Genomic DNA, 17,740 nt, shown 5'->3' on the forward strand with positions numbered 1-17,740 from the left:
TTAAAATCATTAGAATTCAACATTCATCCCGAAGTTGTAACTGCGGGCAATGGGATAGCCTCCCGACTGGTCGCGCCCCATGGCAGATACGTTTTCCGGATTGGGACCGCTGTACGGCGAGAAGGTGATCAGGTTATTGGCAGACAGGTACATACGGACAGAGTTGATGCTGTAACGACTGGTAAACTTCCTGTTCAACAGGTACGCCAGCGTCACGGTATTCACCTTAAAGTATGAGCCATCTTCCTGTATCAGCGTCTGATCGTAGCGGTAAGGCCTTATGTCATTGTAACGTTTATAGTCAAAAGGATTAGGATATTGTGCTGTGGAACCCGGCCCTTTCCAGTAGTCTACATCACTGAAATCAACCATCGCTTTCTTGTTATACGGATCTCCCAGGAACTGCATCCTTTCTGCGAATGCATTGTTCAATATATCCCTGATGAGCGTGAAAGAACTGCTGATGTTCAGAGAGAAATTCTTCCAGTTTACATAAGACTGTATACCGCCTGTGATCAGTGGTTGTGAATTACCTGCAGGCACATAATCATTTCCATCGAGGATGTAGTTACCATCCACATCTTTCCAGATAGGATCGCCTGCTTTAAAGAATGTACCATTTGCCGTGCGGTAACGTTGTCCTGTAGCGGGGTCCACAGGCACATCTGCATCACTGGCGTAAACGCCTTCTGTTTTCAGCAGATAGTTCGTAAGACTGTTACGGCCTACACGGAACAAAGTATGCTGACTGGTCGAATTGTCGTATTGCACCAGTTGTCTTGCGCCATTCGGAAGACTGGTCAGTACATCTTTATTCAGCGCGCCATTTAGTGAGATGGTCCACTGTACGGCACTGGTACGCGGCAAAGGACGGAAGGTGAAAGTCAGCTCATAGCCGTAGTTGATCAGCGAAGTTTCATTCGTAGTGATTTCATTGAAGCCGGTAATATTGGACAATGATTTGGTACGCAGCAGGTTCTTCACCGTTTTATAATAACCGTCAAAGATCACTTCTACCCTGCTGTCAAAGAACCCCGCCTCAAAACCGAAGTTATACTGCGTCGTGGCAGTGGGTTGCAGATAGGTATTGGGCAGCCGGCCGAAGTTGATACCTAAACGGGGATTCGCATTATAAGTACCGCGTGGGTCATAGGTACCGTAAATAGAAAAGATATCTCCGGTAGGTACAATATTCTGTCCCCAGCTACCGCGGAGAGAGCCATAAGTCAGCCATTTGCTGTCGCTCAGGCCGGGTTCCTTGTTGAAATTCCAACGAACACCGATGGCGGGGTTCTTGGAGTAGGGATCTTCAAAACCGCTGCTGGATGTACCATCCATACGGTAACTGAAATCTACTACATACTTCTGCTTGTAATTGTAGGAAAATGTTCCTGCAAAGGAGGCCACGTGCTGTTTGCTGTAGTTATCCAGGAGACCTCCCCCGCGGGAAGCATATCCATCATAACCGAGCGGCCCTTCGTATTGGTTATTCGGCGTCTTTTCCTGCTGAATCACCTGTGCCTGGAAACCGCGGTTATAGAATTCGTTAAAAGCAGAAATGAAGAAATTATGGTTTGTATTCAGGATGTGGTTATATGATATCGTATTACGGTTGTACAATGTGTACTTCCGGTCATTGTAAGCGTAGATCTGTGAGAAATCGTTATGCGCTTCTGCCGGAGTGAACCTGTCTTCCGTATTGGAAGCGTATTCGTAACTCACACTTGAACCGAGGTTCAGCCCTTGTATCAGCTGATAGCTTACATCAAGACTGCTGCGCACGTTTCCCGTTTTGTTGTCATTCCTGGTGTTGAGTGCAGACAATACGCCGGCTGTACTCTGGTAAAAAGAGGGCCCTGGCAACAGTGAGGAAGCTGAAGCATTATTCGATACACCACTTTGTGTAAGACCATTACCATCGCCCTTGTTCCTTCTGCCTACCTGTGTGGACAAAGTAGTGAATACCCTGAATTTAGGATTAGGCTGATACAACATGTTTGTATTAATAGAATAGCGGTCAAACCCGGTATTGCGGATCACACCATTTTCATGATAGTATCCGAGGTCCACTTTATAGTTAAACTTAGGATCACCACCACTAATGTTCACGTTGTGCGTCTGGTTGTAAGTAGTGGCATAGAAAACATCCTGCCAGTCTGTGGAATTATTGTAATAAGGATTCAGACTGTCCGCCAGGAAAGGCTGGTTAGAGATTTTGTAGATATCATCCATGTTGTTGCCTCCATAGATCATGCCCAGTCTTATCCTTCTCTCTTCCTTGCCACCTATGGTGGGACGCAATTTAGGAGGGTTGTTGATGAAGAAGTTGCCGGTATATCTCACCAGCGGGATAGGAGAACTACCACGCCTTGTGGTGATCAGGATCACACCATATGCGCCTCTCGATCCATATAAAGCTGTTGCCTGTGAATCTTTCAGGATCTCCATGCTTTCAATATCTTCCGGCGGGATCAGTGACAGGGGACTTACACCCGGTCCCGCCGACTGATACCCGTATTCAAAATTGGCGTCTGCTTCTACAGGTACTCCATCTATCACATACAATGGTGAAGTGGGAGACAGAAATGCGTCATTACCGCTACCGCTGACGCTGATATTGGACAAGCCTCTGATCTGTATAATACCACGGCCACCGGGCGTACCGGTATTATTCTGGATGTTCAGACCGGCTACACGCCCCTGTAACAGTTGTTCCACATTCGACACGGGAATATCCTGCAGCTCCTTACCGCTTACAATCACGGCAGAACCTGTGGTAACCTCCCTGGTCTTCTTCTGGTAACCGATCACGACTGCTTCGTTCAGTTTGTTCTCTGTTACCACCAGCCTTATCACCAGATCACGTTTATCTTTCAGCTTCAGTTTATAATCTGAAAACCCGATATAGCGAAACACCAGATTAGCATCTGGTGCAACAGATACGCTGAACGCACCGGAAGCATTTGTAACACCTACCGCTTTCGGCGGCGTGCCCGCCATGATGCTTACACCCACCAGCGGCTCATTGGTCTGAGCGTCCCTTACCACGCCCTTTACCTGTACTTTCTCCTGTGCCTGCGCCACCAATACCGGCAGCAACAGTAACAGTCCTATCATTTTATATAAACGCAGACATTGCATAGTCACAGTTTTTTGTGTTGTTAACTCATTCATCCCTGAACCTTGGATTATTCCGGAAATAGAAGATGATCTCCCAGTCGCCCTTCTGATAAATATTGAAATTCAGGTCCAGTACACCGATCTCTCTGATATTCCCAAATCCCAGCCTGCTGAAGCTGAACTTCACGTAAGCCTGTGAGCCGTCTCCATTTGTATATCGTGTTTTGAAGCGCATTACCGGTACCGGATAAGCAACCTGGTAAGTGACCTCTGTTGCCGTCATCTGTTTGTTGAAGCCATGTAAAAGGGAATCCCAGGGTGTGAGATTGAATTTCTCAGGATTGATAGGCAGAGAATCCTTATCCATGAACTTGAAGGATAAAGAATTGCCATCTCCTTTACGATGAAAGAATACCCTGACACTATCGCCTTTCAGCTGCAGATTGGTGCCGTCGTCTATCATGTTGTATACACCCGGGTGATTGTAGATCAGCTCAAATACGGATGAATCATTAGGGTTGGGATAATTCGCGCGATGCATGCCTGTGATCGCATCATATTCATAAGGTGCATAAGGCTGTTCCCTGAATGGCATCAGTGACAGGTCCTTGTACATATTGGTACCACCGGAATTGGAAGCTTCTACATCGAACAAATAACCGGAGTCTGGTTGCTGGCGCATGGGTGTACTGTTTGCTTCTGCCCAAAGCACAAAATCGCCCGATTGTTGTCTTACCTCAAAAACCGAATGTGTCTCTATTCCACGTTTGGCTTCTATCTCTGCCAGCGATTTTTCCTCGCCGGTATAAGTCGCCTTCCAGACCAATGTCTGCACTTGCTGCTCAAAATCATTGGTGGGTTTACCATCCTTCTTATACCTGACATTCAGTATACGGAAGTTGATCGGTGTGGTAGAGTTGTCTGTATTAAAGATCTGAGAATATAAAGTCGTTCTTCCCAGTATTGGAGAGAATACCCGCTGGTTATACACCGCTCGTTTGCTGAGATAGTCGAGATCATCTGCCGCCCATTTCCTGCAGGCGAAGAGCAACAGTGATAAAGACAGTAATATAAAAAGTCGTCGCATGGGTAGTAATGTTTTAGTTTAATGGCCGGAATGTGACAGACTTCACATCAAATCCTTCGTGGTCTACAAAGAAGCGCATCACATGCGTTCCTTTGGTGAGATAGACACTGGTGGTGACGTTCTGTCTTTTATGATAATTGCCGGTGTTAGGCATTTTCAGCTGGCCTGTAACATCTACTCCGTCAAACTCAAGGTGAACAACCCCATCACTCCTTTCAGAGCCGGCAAGTATGGATGCGTTATAGTAGCCAGTTTCTTTTACCACCACTGTGTAGTTCATCCATTCGCCTGTACCTGTCCACCCTACCTGGTAGCCGCCCCCTTCATTTCTGGCGAAGTCAATATCCACACCTTCAGAGGGGCGGTATTTGCCACCATTATTTTCCGTGTTATTATCATGATAAGCAACACCTTCCCCGCCGCTGTCAAAGTCTTCCAGCGTGATCACACCGGGAATGGTCATAGGAGCACCTTTGCGCAGGAATTTGAGGTAACGCAGATCGAAGTTGGCAAAGTCAAAATATATCTTCATCAGATGTCGGCCTGCGGTCAGTTGCACGGTCGTAGTAATATCACGGAAAGTATCATAGCCACCAGTTCCCGGCATCACTAAAGCACTACCTACTACCGGCTTTCCATCCATTTCAAGGTGTACCCTGCCATCACTTCCGCCGCTACCATAACGCAAAGTCATATCATACTCACCCGTCTCGGTCACCTCTACGGTGTAATCCATCCACTCTCCAGTCTCTGTCCATCCTACCTTGAGTCCATTTTCACTGGACGCGGTAGTAATATCCACCTGATCGGCAGGACGGTATTGACCGCCCTGGTTGTTCAGTGAGAAGTCCAGGTAGGCCACCTTGTTACCACCACGATTGTATTGTTCCAATCCTATTACACCAGGTATATAGAAAGGAAATTCATTCCAGGGAGCAGACACCGTAGGATTCATCCTGGGGATGAATTCATCAAAGCCGAACATGTGATCTTTATCCAGCACATTTACCAGTCCTGTTTTGGTTTTAATGTCAAGGGCTACTGTACTGGCATTACTCCAGCGATTGGTATAGATCACACCTTTGGTGTCACTGAAGGTGATGACGCCAGGTCCTCCATTCACATGGCCTTCCGCATCGGTACGATTGAATTTGCCATGCATCGGATAATTATACCTGATGGCTGTCAGCCGGATACCATCCTGTAATACCATAGCCCTTGAAGGGAAGGTATCACGTATAAAATAGCGGCATACGAGGGTATCCAGTTGTTCATAAGGCACTGTGCTAATGAACATATGTCCCCGTCCCTGAATGGTGCGCAGGGTATTCATATTCTCTATCGCCTGTTTGAAGCTGGCGTTTGTAGGCGCGAATACCGTATACAGACCGGACTTTAACGTATCTGTCAGGTGTACCCTTTCCACTGCCAGCAGAAAAGAATCGTACTGATGTTCGCTTTGCAGGAACTCGAGGGTACTGCCATCAAATTCCCTCAGCTGATTCTCATAACTGTAGTAGCCACTATCCTTTTTGCAGGCCGGAGATAACAACAGTATACCCAGCCCTGCTACCAGGAGCATCTTTATGTTGATCATATATCTCATCGTTTTTATCATTGCCAATAGGGGTTCTGGGTGATCAATGGGTTTTGTTTGATGACCTCATCTGCCACTGGCCAATAGATACCACCTTTGGCAATCAGTTCCATAAAGGCAGGATCATTCTGTTTGATCTTGTTGTAGCGGATAAGATCAAACCAGCGCCATCCCTCTCCCATCAGCTCTTTACGCCGCTCCTTAAAAATGGCATCTATCAGATCGCCCTCTCTGGCGCTGTCATAACGTTTAATCCTTCGCAGGTCCCTGATGGTGTTTAGCAGATCAATGGCCCGCTGCTGCTCTCCGATCACTGCCAATGCTTCCGCCTGTAGCAATGCAATGTTTTCCAGACGGGTAATAACGATAGTGCTGGAATATATCCTGAAGGAAGGATCAGATGTATTACCGTCCTGTATCACTTTTATCTTGGTGAAAATGGGGATCTGACTATTGAAATTGGCGAAGTAACGCTGGGAAGTAGGCACGCCGGTCAGTGTATCCAGGCTGAAACGCTCATCCACAGGTTGATCAAAGACGGAAAGGATCGTATCTTTCGGCACATAGATGTCCGGCAGCGCTTTATTGATTACAGGTTCAGCCAGTGTCATTTCTTCCAGGTGACCGGAGAAAGAAGCATCCACGTGGCCCCAGTCAAAATTGAAAGCAAGGATATGATTGTCTTTCTTCCATTTGAAGAACCCATTGCCACTTACCAGTTCATCGGTACCGATGTAGTAGCTACCGCCTTTGGAGTAATTGTCCAGCACAAACTGGCCATATACAGAGGCATCAACATACTTTCCCTGCCATGCGGCCACATGAGCAAGGATTGCATAAGCAGTATGTTTGCGTGCCAGTACACCATACCAGCGAGTGCTGCTTTCATTATAGTAAGAGCCTGATTGTTGCGGATCGTCAGCGCTGTATTTATAGGGAAGATCTGCGGCAGATTGCACCAGTTCTTTTTCTACGAATGCGAGTATGGTCAGTTTATCCTCCCTTGGTTTATTGGCAAACTCGCCGTCATGAGATGATGTGATCAATGGTACATCTCCCCATACAGATACGAGAAAGAAGTAAACATATGCTCTTATACAACGCATCTGGGCAATATCCACACGCATGTTCTCTTCTGAGTATTTCGGATCGCGTGCCTTTACTTCACCTACGTGTTCCAGGAACATATTGGCAGCATTGATGACAGCGTAAAAACGCCGCCAGTTCGATAATGATTCCAGCAATGGATAGGCAGCCCGCAGGTCATTGCGTATAATGGCTTTCATATCCTGCCTTTGCAGCGCGTAGAAATCACCCTTACGTAATTCACCATACATCCACCAGGCATTATTATCCGCCATGGCAGCACGCAGGAGGCCATACACAGCTACCAGCGCTGTACGCGTATCTTCATGCGAGTTCCAGAAGTTCTCTTCCGACACGGCATGAGAAGAATCAATATCCAGCAGTTTATTGCAACCGGCAAAAGTGGTGCAACAGAAGATGATAGTTATCAGGAATAAGCGTTTCATCAGAGATCCATTTTTAAACCCATTGTATATGTCCTGGATAATGGCAGGGAATAGCCAGTATCAAAACCATTAAAATCAACCAACTCAGGATCGCCCCCCGTATAAGGCGTGATTGTAAATACATTTGTAGCCGTAGCATAGATAGACAGCCCGTTGATCTTACCTTTTTTATTCCACCACTTCGCCGTGGTCAGATCGTACTGGAGGGACAGTGTACGCAGTTTCAGGAAGGAGCCATTTTCCAGGAACAGGTCCTGGTCTGTACGGTATGCGTCTACCGTACTCCATGGATTGTATAAAGGGTATTGGTCATAGTTGCCTGCCTTGCTCCAGAATGTGATTTCCTTCACTGCACTCATATCAATCTTTCCTTCTTTGTTAATGAAGTCGAAACGATCGGCCACTTCTGCGTTCATTACTTTTCTGCCCAGGGTATAATAGAATGACAGGCCAAGCGTAAAACCTCTCCAATAGAAATCATTGTTAAACCCGCCAGAGATAATCGGTGAAACATGTCCCTTCAGCACCTTGTCTTTATCATCGATCACGTTATCGCCATTGATATCTTTCCAGCGCGGGTCTCCGGCCATCAGCGGAATGCCTTTGTAGTTCAGGCGCTTCCCTTCCTGGCTCGTGGGAATGTCGGCGTCACGGTTATAGATGCCGTCATTCTCCAGCACCCAGTATTGATCTATTGCCTTACCGACCTTCAATAGTTTAGTGCCATTGGCAACAGTCAGCTCATTCAGACCGCCCGGTAAGGCAAGCAATGTGTTCCTGTTGTAGTTGAGTGTGATACCAGGTACCCATTGTACGGCACTCTTTGTCGGCAGTACGGTAGCTTTCAGGGCCAGGTCTATCCCACGATTGCGTACCGACATTCCGTTCTTATAGCGGAAGTTATAACCGTATTCCGCCGAAAACGGTACTCCCAGCAGCATGTTACGATCGGTTCTGTTGTAGAGGTCAAGGGAGACCTGCAGTTTGTTGTTAAGCAATGCGGAACTCACATTAACATTTAGCTGATCGGCATATGGCCATGTGATGCCGTACCCGATATAACCGGAAGAGTAGCCCCGGCTGATACCCGGAAAACCGTTGTAGGAGAAGCGAACGGGGTTGTTACTGAATGAAAGGTCGGAAGTATATTGCGAGCCTTCACCAAAACGGTCGTCCGGCATCAGCCTGCCTACTCTTCCCCAACTGGCCTGCAGCTTTAAGGCGTTGATGGTATGGTCATCTTTTAACCAGATATTTTTAGCATTCAATCCGGCAGAGAATGTCGGAGTAAATAGCCACCAGTTGTCGGGCTGCGCACTGGAAGAACCGTCTGCGCGTAACAGTACGGAAAAGTCCAGCTGATCATTGTAGGAATATGCAGCACGGCCATAGAAGGATAATAAACGGGCGCGTTGTTTGTCGAGGAACGAGAAGATCAATGCATGATTGAATGACTTTGGCGATAGATATTCTGTCTTCGTATTATCTGAATGCAACAGGTTAATACGGATCAGATCATTAGGCCCTTTATAGGCATAAGCATAGTTATACCTGTGATAGTCTGCCTGGAATCCTTCACCGGCTTCGATAGTCACGTGATGCTTCTCCTTAAAGGTATGGTCATAGGTGATGGTATTATTGAAGAGTACCCGCTGGTTATAACCGAAATAGTTGGACAGGTAGTTTACTGTTTCCAGCAGGGTGCTGGGATAAAACAGGTCCCTCAATCCCTCATTATAATCAAACCCGAATTGCGAATTGATCTGCAGACTGTTAGACAACTTTACATTGATCTTAAAATACCCGTTTATCTCATTGGTTTTGTTATCGTCGAATGATTTGGTAAACTCATGCAGGTACTGCCCATAGTACTGTTTATTAGGTGGCAGGGGACTGCTCAGATCAGGCAGATACTGCATTTCGGCAAACCTGTCGCGCAGCCATCTGCTCCGTGTCCTCTCCAGTCTCGAAGCACTGATCATTGATGACACTGTGAAACCATGCAACGGCACCATGTTTATTTCAAACATGGCGTTGTACCTGTCCATCTTGCTGTTGTCTGCAGTATTGGCGGAACGCTGATTGCCGGCGGCAAACCTGAAGTTAGCCCTGTCGGTACCACTGGAAAGACTGGCATTTATGCCGTATACAGGTGTGTTTTTAAAATAGAGGTCCGTCCAGTTAGACGGCCCATAATAGGCACTATTAGTAGAGTCGCGCAGATAGAGCGGGTAAGTTTGCAACTGTTCAGTAGTAGCATACTTATCGTAGAACCGTTGCCGAAAATCATTTTCAAACTTAGCGTTCGTCGTATAAATATGCGGCCGTTGTACCATACCAAAGTAGGTATTGAAACTGATCTTACGGCGGCCTGTTACAGGCGCCTTGGTAGTGAGAAGGATCACACCGCCATTTACAGCGCGGGGGCCGTATAATGCAGCTCTGCCAAAGTCTTTCACTACTTCTATCTTCTCAATATTGTTCATATCGATAGCGGAGAGAAGATTAGTAGCAGGCCCGAGATGATTGTACCCGAACAGCTGAATGTCAAAAGTGAAAGGATGATCCATGATAAGTGGAATGCCATCCAATACAATGGTAGGTTGCGACTCATAGATATCCTTACTCGTGATAAAAGGAATCGCTGTGCCTCTCAAAGCTATACTGGAAAAGGACCCTGACTCTCCTGTCGGCTCCTGTATGTATACCCCTGCACTATTTCCTTTTAACAGTTGTTGTAGTGAGGCATAAGGATAAATATGCTCACGCTCAGGTGATATGGAATCCGCTTTTGTCACCCTCACCACCGGATGATATTGTTTAACTGTATCCTGTGAAAAGGCATACTGTGGGCAATACACAGCCAGGCACGTGATGAAGATCCGTACAAGTACACGCATAACGTAAATGTTTAAAATAGGCAGAGCAGATCACTACAGTGATGGCAAGCACACTGAGTAATCGATTACATCATGTATTTAAAATTGAATTGAATAGAAGGAACAGACCAACAATGATAGGCCTCCCCTCTGCGTAGCTAACGCTAAAAGTGGTATTTATACTTGAGTGAACTGGGTGAACAACACCGAACCTGACCCCGTGGAAACTATAACGTGAAATAAATATATGCAGTGTTGGCTGCATTGGATTAGTATCTCTTAACTGCTTGTATAAAACGTTTTAGCGTATACTTTTCATCAATAGAAATCTGTTTAAGTTTTAAAAATAAGTTGTTTGCTGTTGATACTTTGTGAAGCTACTGGTTACTGTAATCCTGTTTGCTTGATTTTTCAGTTCCTGCTACAATATCTTCTTGGTTTGCGATTTAGGTTGAACTCTTACGATTAACTAACACTCTTCATTTTCATCAGGGCTTGTTAACGGGAATCTACAAAGTACAGGTTACATGCTAGTCGCATTTGTGCCTTTATTACGATTCAAATATAATGAGCCGTCTGATAACTTTTTAACCTTTTTTTATAAAGATTAGACATTCCCAACGCCATTATTTTGAATATCTCGACTACTTCAAACACCACATATAAATATATAAATCAAGCCATTAATAAGCAAATAATCTATACAAATAAAATAATATTATTATACAAATAAGATAATCCAAAAGCAATAACATTGTCTTTATAACATCATTAGAATACTATTCGTTATTTAACTTACTTTGGTTCGTATCAACCAGATCTCTTACTGAAACAATGGAAAGTTTGGGGGCCTTATAAATTTAAACCAACTGGACTATGGCTAAAGCTGATATGCTTAGCAGACTTATAAATACACTTACAAAAGCTGAAAAAAGATACTTCCGTTTGTATACGGCGCTCCAGCAGGGTAACAAAGACTATGTCAACCTATTCAACATGATGGAGCGCATGTCTTTTAGAAGCACTGCTGAATTGAAGCAGGCGTTTCAGCAACAATATGCCGGCTGTAGTTATGAAGTTTGCAGTAAATACCTATACAAAGTATTGCTGGATTGCCTTTTGCATCTGCGTTTGCAACGACATCCCACTGCTGCGCTGACAGCAGGCATTCTGAAATGCGACATTCTTTTTGAACGCTCCCTGCATGAAGATGCATTGAAACAATTACATAAAGCACAAACAACCGCATCCGTCAATGAAAAACAACTATTGCATCTATGGGCACAACAACAGGAGATGCAATTGCTGCAGCAAATGAACTTTCCAGGCATCACAGAAGAAGACCTGTTACAAAAACAATCTGGCATACAGCAAACAATGCAGACAATGCAACAGATAAGACAACAGACATCGCTGTACGAAACACTCCGGCATCATCTGTTATACAGGGGCAGCGCACGCACTGTCAGACAACAGGAAACGGTAGATGCGCTGAATGCCGGCATGCCTCCACCTGTAGCTCATTCTGCTACCAGTCTGAAAGTACAGCTGCTGTTCGAAGCCCATTACCATCTTGTCACCAGCGATTACCCAGCAGCATTACAGGTATTTCACAAACTGCATCATTTACTGGAAACACATCCGGTGCTCTTTGAAGACACACCTGCCGATCATCTGTTGGTCATAGAAGGCATACTGGACAGTCTGCGTGCAGGCAAACACTATGAGGAGTTATTCTCATTTATAGACAAGGTGAAACGTTTGAATGGCGACAGTGTTTATTTCGACATTATGCAGCAGCGTCTGTTATTTATCTATGAAGCAGGCGCTTATATCGACAGTGGCAACTTCCCGCTTGCTCTTACATTACTGCAGCAGTATATGCCGGGAATAAAGAAGAACATCCTGTTGATGGACATCAGCAAGCAGGCAGAGATCTATCTTCATATGACACTTATCTACCTCGGCAATGAAGATATAAACAATGCACATAATAGTCTTGAGCAGGTATTACAAAGCAATCTTTACAGCACGCTGCCTATCTATCGTACCTGTCGCCTGGTACATCTGCTTATACAATTTGAACTGGGCAATTATGAATATATCCGTTACGAGACCAGAGCCTTCCGCCGGCACCTCCAGCCGGATGCAAAACGCTCCTATCTGTTGGAGAGAACAGTTATCAAATTCCTTGGAAATGGTGAAATACCTCACGTCACTGCTTATCGTACTGCCTTATGGAAAAAGCTTAATGCCAGTTTTGAGAAAATAAAAGCTGACAAATATGAACGCCAGCAGCTGAAACTTTTCGACTTCTCAGCATGGATAGAAGCAAAGCTGAAGCGGAAGACCTTAAGTGCAGTGCTACAGGAGAAAACCAGACTCTAAGCAGATCGCAAAGACCTCACTTTATTTGCTTAATACGATGCAGGCGCAGGCTGATTATTCCGTAGGTTAATAACAGTTCTGTTCAGATAAGGCAGTAATGCGATCAACAGAATGATCAGTATCAGGAAACAACTGATCAGGTAATAATAATCCATGGAGAAACGGATCTGCGCCTGTATGTCTGCAGAACGGTATAATAGTCCATTTGCCATCTTTGCAGCCTGGTCTGCCGGAATCCCTTTTGCAGTAACAGCGTTTTTATATCCCTCCAGCCTTGCTGTTACGAAGGGATCCAGCGAAGTGACCAGCTCCAGGAAACGGTTGTAGTGCACCTTCCTGGAAAAGAGTTGAAAATAGTTGATGAGGGCTATGCTGAGACAAAAGCCTGTAAAGCGGAAAAAGACGCCTGTTGCCGACGCTGTACTTCCCAGGTGCGATGGTACGGAAGAAATGGCGTAGATGATCATCGGCGCCATCAGCATTCCTGCTCCCAGACCCTGTACTATCAACGGTACAATAAACGTTGGTGCATCTGCCTGTGTGGCAAACAAAGCATGCATCCACAGATGAAATATCAACAGCAGTGCAAAGCCTAAGATCCATATCCATCGCATAGGTCTTTTCATTACGATCCATCTTGATGAGTACAATACACCACCTATGATACCGCCAATATTAGCCAACAGGATATAAGATAAATGTCTCGGGTCCATGCCTAATACAGTAGTAAAATGATTTGTCGTAACGTTCAACGCTCCTCTGCAGATATAGAGGATCAATATAAGGGCAACGCCTGTCACGTAGTTCCTGTAACGGAACACTTCCAGGCTTAGGTAAGGTCGCTTTAAAAAACGCTGACGAAAGATGTGTATGACCGCCAGCATTATTACCCCTATCGTAGCCGCCATGATCCTGTCATTGGCCCACCAGTAATACTGCTGTCCGTACAGGAGAATATATCCCAGCAGACATAACGCTGTAGTATAGATCACATAACTTGCCCAGTCAAGCTGGTACAAAGGGAACCTCCTGTTAAGCCGTATCCTGTTCATAATCAGTACCAGCAATACCGCACCAGGTACATAAATAAAGATCATCCACTTGTACAGCACATTATAATCAAAGGCATCAATAATCGGCGCTGTCAGTAGAGTGGTAATAGCAGTTATACAAAGCAGGATACCATAAAAGAGGGAATAACCTATCTCCCTGGCACGGCTTGTGCGCAATCTGCTGAACACAAGTGTAATACATACGCTCGTGGTTACACAGTTCGCCATCCCCTGTATGAAGCGAAGCCCCAATAATATATGCAGATCGCGGGTGATATAACAGCCGTAGGAAGCGATGATCTGTATCACAGTCCCTATGATCAAATATTCCTTACTGGCAATAAAGACAAAGAATCGTCTTTCCAGTGCAAAAAAACCAGCCAGTGAGGCATAGAACAATACCATTGAATACTGTACATCTGCAGGCTCTATACCATAATAACCGGCTGCTGCAGGTCCACTGGCAGTTGATAGTCCAAACACGAGCATCGAAGGCAGCAGGTTGAGAAAGATCACTGCCCTGATCAGCCATTCGGAGGCCCATGGTTTAAAGATGGGAGTATGCTTAGCCATGCTTCTTACTGATTAAAACAGTGGCATTCATACCAGCACGTAAGAGGGCCGTCTCGCCGGAAGCATTTGTCAGTTTAATGCGGACAGGAATTCGTTGTACGATCTTCACGAAATTACCGGATGCATTATCAGGCGGTAAAAGAGAAAAACGGGCACCTGTAGCAGGCGATAGTGACTCTATCGTGCCGTTGAAGGTTTTACCCGGAAAGGCATCTATTTCAATATCAGCTGCCTGGCCTATATGCATTTTGCTGACCTGTGTTTCCTTGAAGTTGGCAATGATCCATTTTCCTGTAGCCTGGTTTACAATAAAGGCCAGTGTCTGCCCTGCCTGCACTAGTTGTCCTTCCTGTATAGTGCGGCGCCCCATTTTGCCATCGTACGGCGCTCTGATCACTGTATAGGAAACATCCAGTTTGTTACGCCCCAGCAAGGCTTCCCGTCTTTGTATCTCTGCCATCAATACGGCTTTCTGTGACCTGATATCATTAATTTTAGATACCGCAGCATCGTAGTTATTAACAATAGACGCATAGTCAGCTTTGGCTACATCCAATGCTGTCTGCACATTCTCCAGTTGTTGTTTCGTAGCCGATTCCGCGTCATACAGGTTCTTGTAACGATCATATTCCTGCTGTTGCTTCCAGAGCTTTGCTTTGGCGGCCGCGATCTGTGCCTGCGTACCCTCAGCTGCTTTGCTGCTGGTAGACACATTACTTTCCAGCACCTGTATCTGCGCTCTTGCATTCATCAAAGCAGCACTTGCCTCCTGCTCCTGCAAAACATATTCACTGTCATCTATCACAAGTAAAGTATCTCCCTTCTTTACGTCCTGGTTTTCCTCGTAATTGATCCTGCTGATGTAACCTGTCACCCGTGAGGTAATCGGATTGATATATTCTTCCACCTGTGCATCATTGGTCTCTTCATACCTGCGCAGTTCAAATAGGGTAATGACACCCCATATGGCCAGCGCCACCAGGATGACACCGGCTATCCAACCGGTAATAGTGGTGATCAGTCTGTCGGTCCTCGCATAGTTGTTCATTCTGCCTGTCATAATTTATAAATTGCCTGTAACTTTCTGTAATTGGTAATACCTGACGCGGGCAGCAATATTTGCCGACACCAGGTCAAAACGTGTCTGTAACATCTGGGTATCCGCGTCAAGCAGATCGGTCACAAGAGAGAGCTGGTTGAAATAAGTGTTATTCACAATTCTGAGGTTTTCCGCTGCCTGTTTCACATTCGTTCTGGCTACATCTATGCGTGTCAGCGCTTCTTTATATCGCAGGAAGGCTTCGTTCACCTGCTGTCTTACCTCGTCGCCTGTCTCCTTATGTTCTACTTCCTGTCTTTCCAATTGCAGTTTCGCTACCTTCTCTTTATGTTTATTATGATAAAAAGAAGAGATAGGAAAAGATGCTTTCACACCATACATACCTAATCCATACATCGCACCGGCATAAGGATAAAACTGTATCTGCGGATAGGCCCATGCATATTCTGCAAACAAACCAACCTTAGGAGATACATTTGCTTTTACCTGTTTCAGCGATAACTCTTTAAGGGCAGTCTCTCCCTCGGAGATCTTATATTCATAGGCATGATCTGCGGCAGCAGCCAGATAATCTTCATACGTACCGGGTATCACAGCCTGTTCTGCCAATGAAGTGTCAGGCTCAATCAACACATGTTCATCTGCACCGATCATAATGGCCAGCTTCTGACTGGCAATGGCAATGTCATTATTGATCTGGACCATCCCCATTTGCTGACGGGATAATTTTAACTCAGCTCTCAACACATCACTTTTCAGTACAACACCATTTTTCTGTAGCTCCCGGATATGGGCGAGTTGCTTTTCCTGTTCGGCAATATCCTTTGCTATTAATTCTTTAAACCGGCAACTACGCGCCAGATCCAGGTAACAGACTGCCGCATTGAATTTCACTTCAGCTACGGTCAGGTTTTGTTGTTGTTGTACTATAGCATGTTCCGTCGCTTCCTTTTTAATTTCAAGATTAGTTTTATTCCCGTTATAAATATTAAAGTATGCTTCTCCTCCTACCTTGTAATAATTATGTAAGACAGGAAACTGTTCTGGTGTATGAAAGAGACCATCTTCATATACAGGCATATTGGTTACACGCGCATAAGCACCAGCTGCATTGATTTCCGGCAGCCGTTCGGCCTTCGCATCTTTCAATGCTTCTTCGCTACTTTCCAGGCGTAGCCTGGACATCTCTATCCGTTTATTCTTTAACTCCGCCTGTTCCCATATCTGCTCAATCGATAGATGTAACGGTTTGATAGTGTCATGAGGTTGTTGTGCCATTACACACAATGTCAAAAACATAAAAGGCAACAGTGCGTATGCCTTCCTGATATTCGTACACATATTCTTTATTCTGCATGCAAAGGTACTATGTGAGGATATGAACACTTTTATCTAAATTGCCAATTATTTATCCATTCAAGCCATTTAAGCGCATGCAGCCCCTGGCAGGTTATTTAAGTGAGATAGATGTACATCCACAATCAGTCTATGTTTTACATGAAAAAGTAGAGAGAAGGTTTTCCATGCATGCGCATGAAAAAGGACAACTGACCTATGTGGAAGGAGGTATTGCCTATTGTAACATGCCTGACAGATCTTATGTGATACCGGCACGCCATTATATATGGGTCCCGAAACATCAGCAGCATTACATGCAGATAAAACATTCAAAAGCTACTACTACGCGTAACCTGTATTTCTATAGTCATAATGATCATTTGAATCCTTTTTATAGCCGCCTGGGTATCTATCCGGTCAATGAATTACTATTACAAATGATCGGCTATTCAGCCCGTTGGAAGCAGCATGTTTTGCCAGGCGAACCCGGCTTCAGTTTTCTGAGCGCTATTAAAGACATTCTACCTGATATAAGTACCACAGCGTTGCCTGTGGCATTACCTACCACACAACATGAAAGGTTGCAACCAGTACTGCAATATATAGCTCAGCATTTTGATCAGCAGCTGACGTTAGAAAGTGTTAGTCACCAGTTCGACCTGAGCCCCCGTACGCTTTCGCGCCTTTTCACCAACACACTCGATATGTCTTTTGTACAATACCTGAAGACATTAAGAGTAGTGAAAGGCATTGAAATGATCCTCCAGACGAACCAGACATTAAGTGAAATTGCTTATCAGACGGGATATAGCAGTATTGCTGCTTTTAGTAAGGTCTTCTATCAGCTTACCAATAAACGACCCTCCGGTTTTCAGCAGGACATTTACTAAAATCACCTGCAAAGCCCTATTTCTCAATAGAATATTACCCCTGTAACATCCATTTTTAATGGAAATCGGTTAATCCAATTGAATAATTCCCTTGCCGTCGGACAACTTTTAACATTTCCAATACTATTAAATTTCTAATTTGCGTAACAGTATTTCCTTCAGGAGCATTAGGTCAGAGCAACTCAGGATTGGACGTAGCATTTATTAACAATATTCAATTCAAT

10 protein-coding genes are annotated in these 17,740 nt (G+C 45.0%); 2 read left to right on the forward strand and 8 right to left on the reverse strand.

The window, feature by feature from the left end:
* Positions 1–9: 9 nt before the first annotated feature.
* The 5 genes from L3C95_RS22205 to L3C95_RS22225 are packed head-to-tail and all read right to left on the reverse strand — an operon-like array spanning position 10 to position 10,236.
* Positions 10–3,141 (reverse strand): SusC/RagA family TonB-linked outer membrane protein, encoded by a 3,132-nt coding sequence (locus tag L3C95_RS22205; RefSeq protein WP_236390862.1) that lies wholly within the window; start codon positions 3,139–3,141, stop codon positions 10–12.
* 25 nt (positions 3,142–3,166) lie between these two features.
* Positions 3,167–4,207 (reverse strand): DUF5007 domain-containing protein, encoded by a 1,041-nt coding sequence (locus tag L3C95_RS22210; protein WP_236390863.1) that lies wholly within the window; start codon positions 4,205–4,207, stop codon positions 3,167–3,169.
* 13 nt (positions 4,208–4,220) lie between these two features.
* The gene (locus L3C95_RS22215; protein WP_236390864.1) at positions 4,221–5,804 is read right to left on the reverse strand and encodes a carbohydrate-binding protein; all 1,584 of its coding nucleotides are present in this window, start codon (positions 5,802–5,804) and stop codon (positions 4,221–4,223) included.
* Positions 5,805–5,821: 17 nt separating this feature from the next.
* Complete coding sequence (locus L3C95_RS22220) at positions 5,822–7,336, reverse strand: RagB/SusD family nutrient uptake outer membrane protein (RefSeq protein WP_236390865.1); 1,515 nt, start codon at positions 7,334–7,336, stop codon at positions 5,822–5,824.
* Positions 7,336–10,236 carry a SusC/RagA family TonB-linked outer membrane protein gene (locus L3C95_RS22225; protein ID WP_236390866.1) on the reverse strand — a complete coding sequence of 967 codons (2,901 nt, stop codon included), beginning with the start codon at positions 10,234–10,236 and terminating at the stop codon, positions 7,336–7,338. Before L3C95_RS22225 ends, L3C95_RS22220 begins: the two co-directional genes overlap by 1 nt.
* Before the next feature lie 855 nt (positions 10,237–11,091).
* Between L3C95_RS22225 and L3C95_RS22230 the strand changes: the two genes are divergently transcribed.
* Positions 11,092–12,603, forward strand: a complete 1,512-nt coding sequence (locus tag L3C95_RS22230; protein ID WP_236390867.1) for a hypothetical protein — start codon at positions 11,092–11,094, stop codon at positions 12,601–12,603.
* 29 nt (positions 12,604–12,632) lie between these two features.
* Here the strand turns inward: L3C95_RS22230 and L3C95_RS22235 are convergent, their stop codons facing one another.
* From L3C95_RS22235 to L3C95_RS22245, 3 genes are read right to left on the reverse strand one after another with little or no spacing between them, the layout of a single operon-like run.
* A complete protein-coding gene (locus L3C95_RS22235) occupies positions 12,633–14,228 on the reverse strand; it encodes an MFS transporter (protein WP_236390868.1) in 1,596 nt (531 codons plus the stop codon).
* On the reverse strand, positions 14,221–15,288 hold the full coding sequence (locus tag L3C95_RS22240; protein ID WP_236390869.1) for an HlyD family secretion protein: 1,068 nt from the start codon (positions 15,286–15,288) through the stop codon (positions 14,221–14,223). The genes L3C95_RS22235 and L3C95_RS22240 overlap by 8 nt, the downstream gene beginning before the upstream one ends.
* Positions 15,289–15,291: 3 nt before the next feature.
* The gene (locus L3C95_RS22245; protein WP_236390870.1) at positions 15,292–16,566 is read right to left on the reverse strand and encodes a TolC family protein; all 1,275 of its coding nucleotides are present in this window, start codon (positions 16,564–16,566) and stop codon (positions 15,292–15,294) included.
* Positions 16,567–16,721: 155 nt separating this feature from the next.
* Between L3C95_RS22245 and L3C95_RS22250 the strand changes: the two genes are divergently transcribed.
* The gene (locus tag L3C95_RS22250) at positions 16,722–17,516 is read left to right on the forward strand and encodes an AraC family transcriptional regulator (protein WP_236390871.1); all 795 of its coding nucleotides are present in this window, start codon (positions 16,722–16,724) and stop codon (positions 17,514–17,516) included.
* Positions 17,517–17,740 lie beyond the last annotated feature (224 nt).

Origin of the sequence: Chitinophaga filiformis (assembly GCF_021646545.1) — a bacterium.
In the GTDB taxonomy this organism is placed as follows: Bacteria; Bacteroidota; Bacteroidia; order Chitinophagales; family Chitinophagaceae; genus Chitinophaga; species Chitinophaga filiformis_A.

Coding starts and splice junctions, on each gene's coding strand:
- L3C95_RS22205 (WP_236390862.1), bottom strand. CDS start 3,141: ATGCAATGTCTGCGTTTATATAAAATGATAGGACTGTTACTGTTGCTG.
- L3C95_RS22210 (WP_236390863.1), bottom strand. CDS start 4,207: ATGCGACGACTTTTTATATTACTGTCTTTATCACTGTTGCTCTTCGCC.
- L3C95_RS22215 (WP_236390864.1), bottom strand. CDS start 5,804: ATGATCAACATAAAGATGCTCCTGGTAGCAGGGCTGGGTATACTGTTG.
- L3C95_RS22220 (WP_236390865.1), bottom strand. CDS start 7,336: ATGAAACGCTTATTCCTGATAACTATCATCTTCTGTTGCACCACTTTT.
- L3C95_RS22225 (WP_236390866.1), bottom strand. CDS start 10,236: ATGCGTGTACTTGTACGGATCTTCATCACGTGCCTGGCTGTGTATTGC.
- L3C95_RS22230 (WP_236390867.1), top strand. CDS start 11,092: ATGGCTAAAGCTGATATGCTTAGCAGACTTATAAATACACTTACAAAA.
- L3C95_RS22235 (WP_236390868.1), bottom strand. CDS start 14,228: ATGGCTAAGCATACTCCCATCTTTAAACCATGGGCCTCCGAATGGCTG.
- L3C95_RS22240 (WP_236390869.1), bottom strand. CDS start 15,288: ATGACAGGCAGAATGAACAACTATGCGAGGACCGACAGACTGATCACC.
- L3C95_RS22245 (WP_236390870.1), bottom strand. CDS start 16,566: ATGGCACAACAACCTCATGACACTATCAAACCGTTACATCTATCGATT.
- L3C95_RS22250 (WP_236390871.1), top strand. CDS start 16,722: ATGCAGCCCCTGGCAGGTTATTTAAGTGAGATAGATGTACATCCACAA.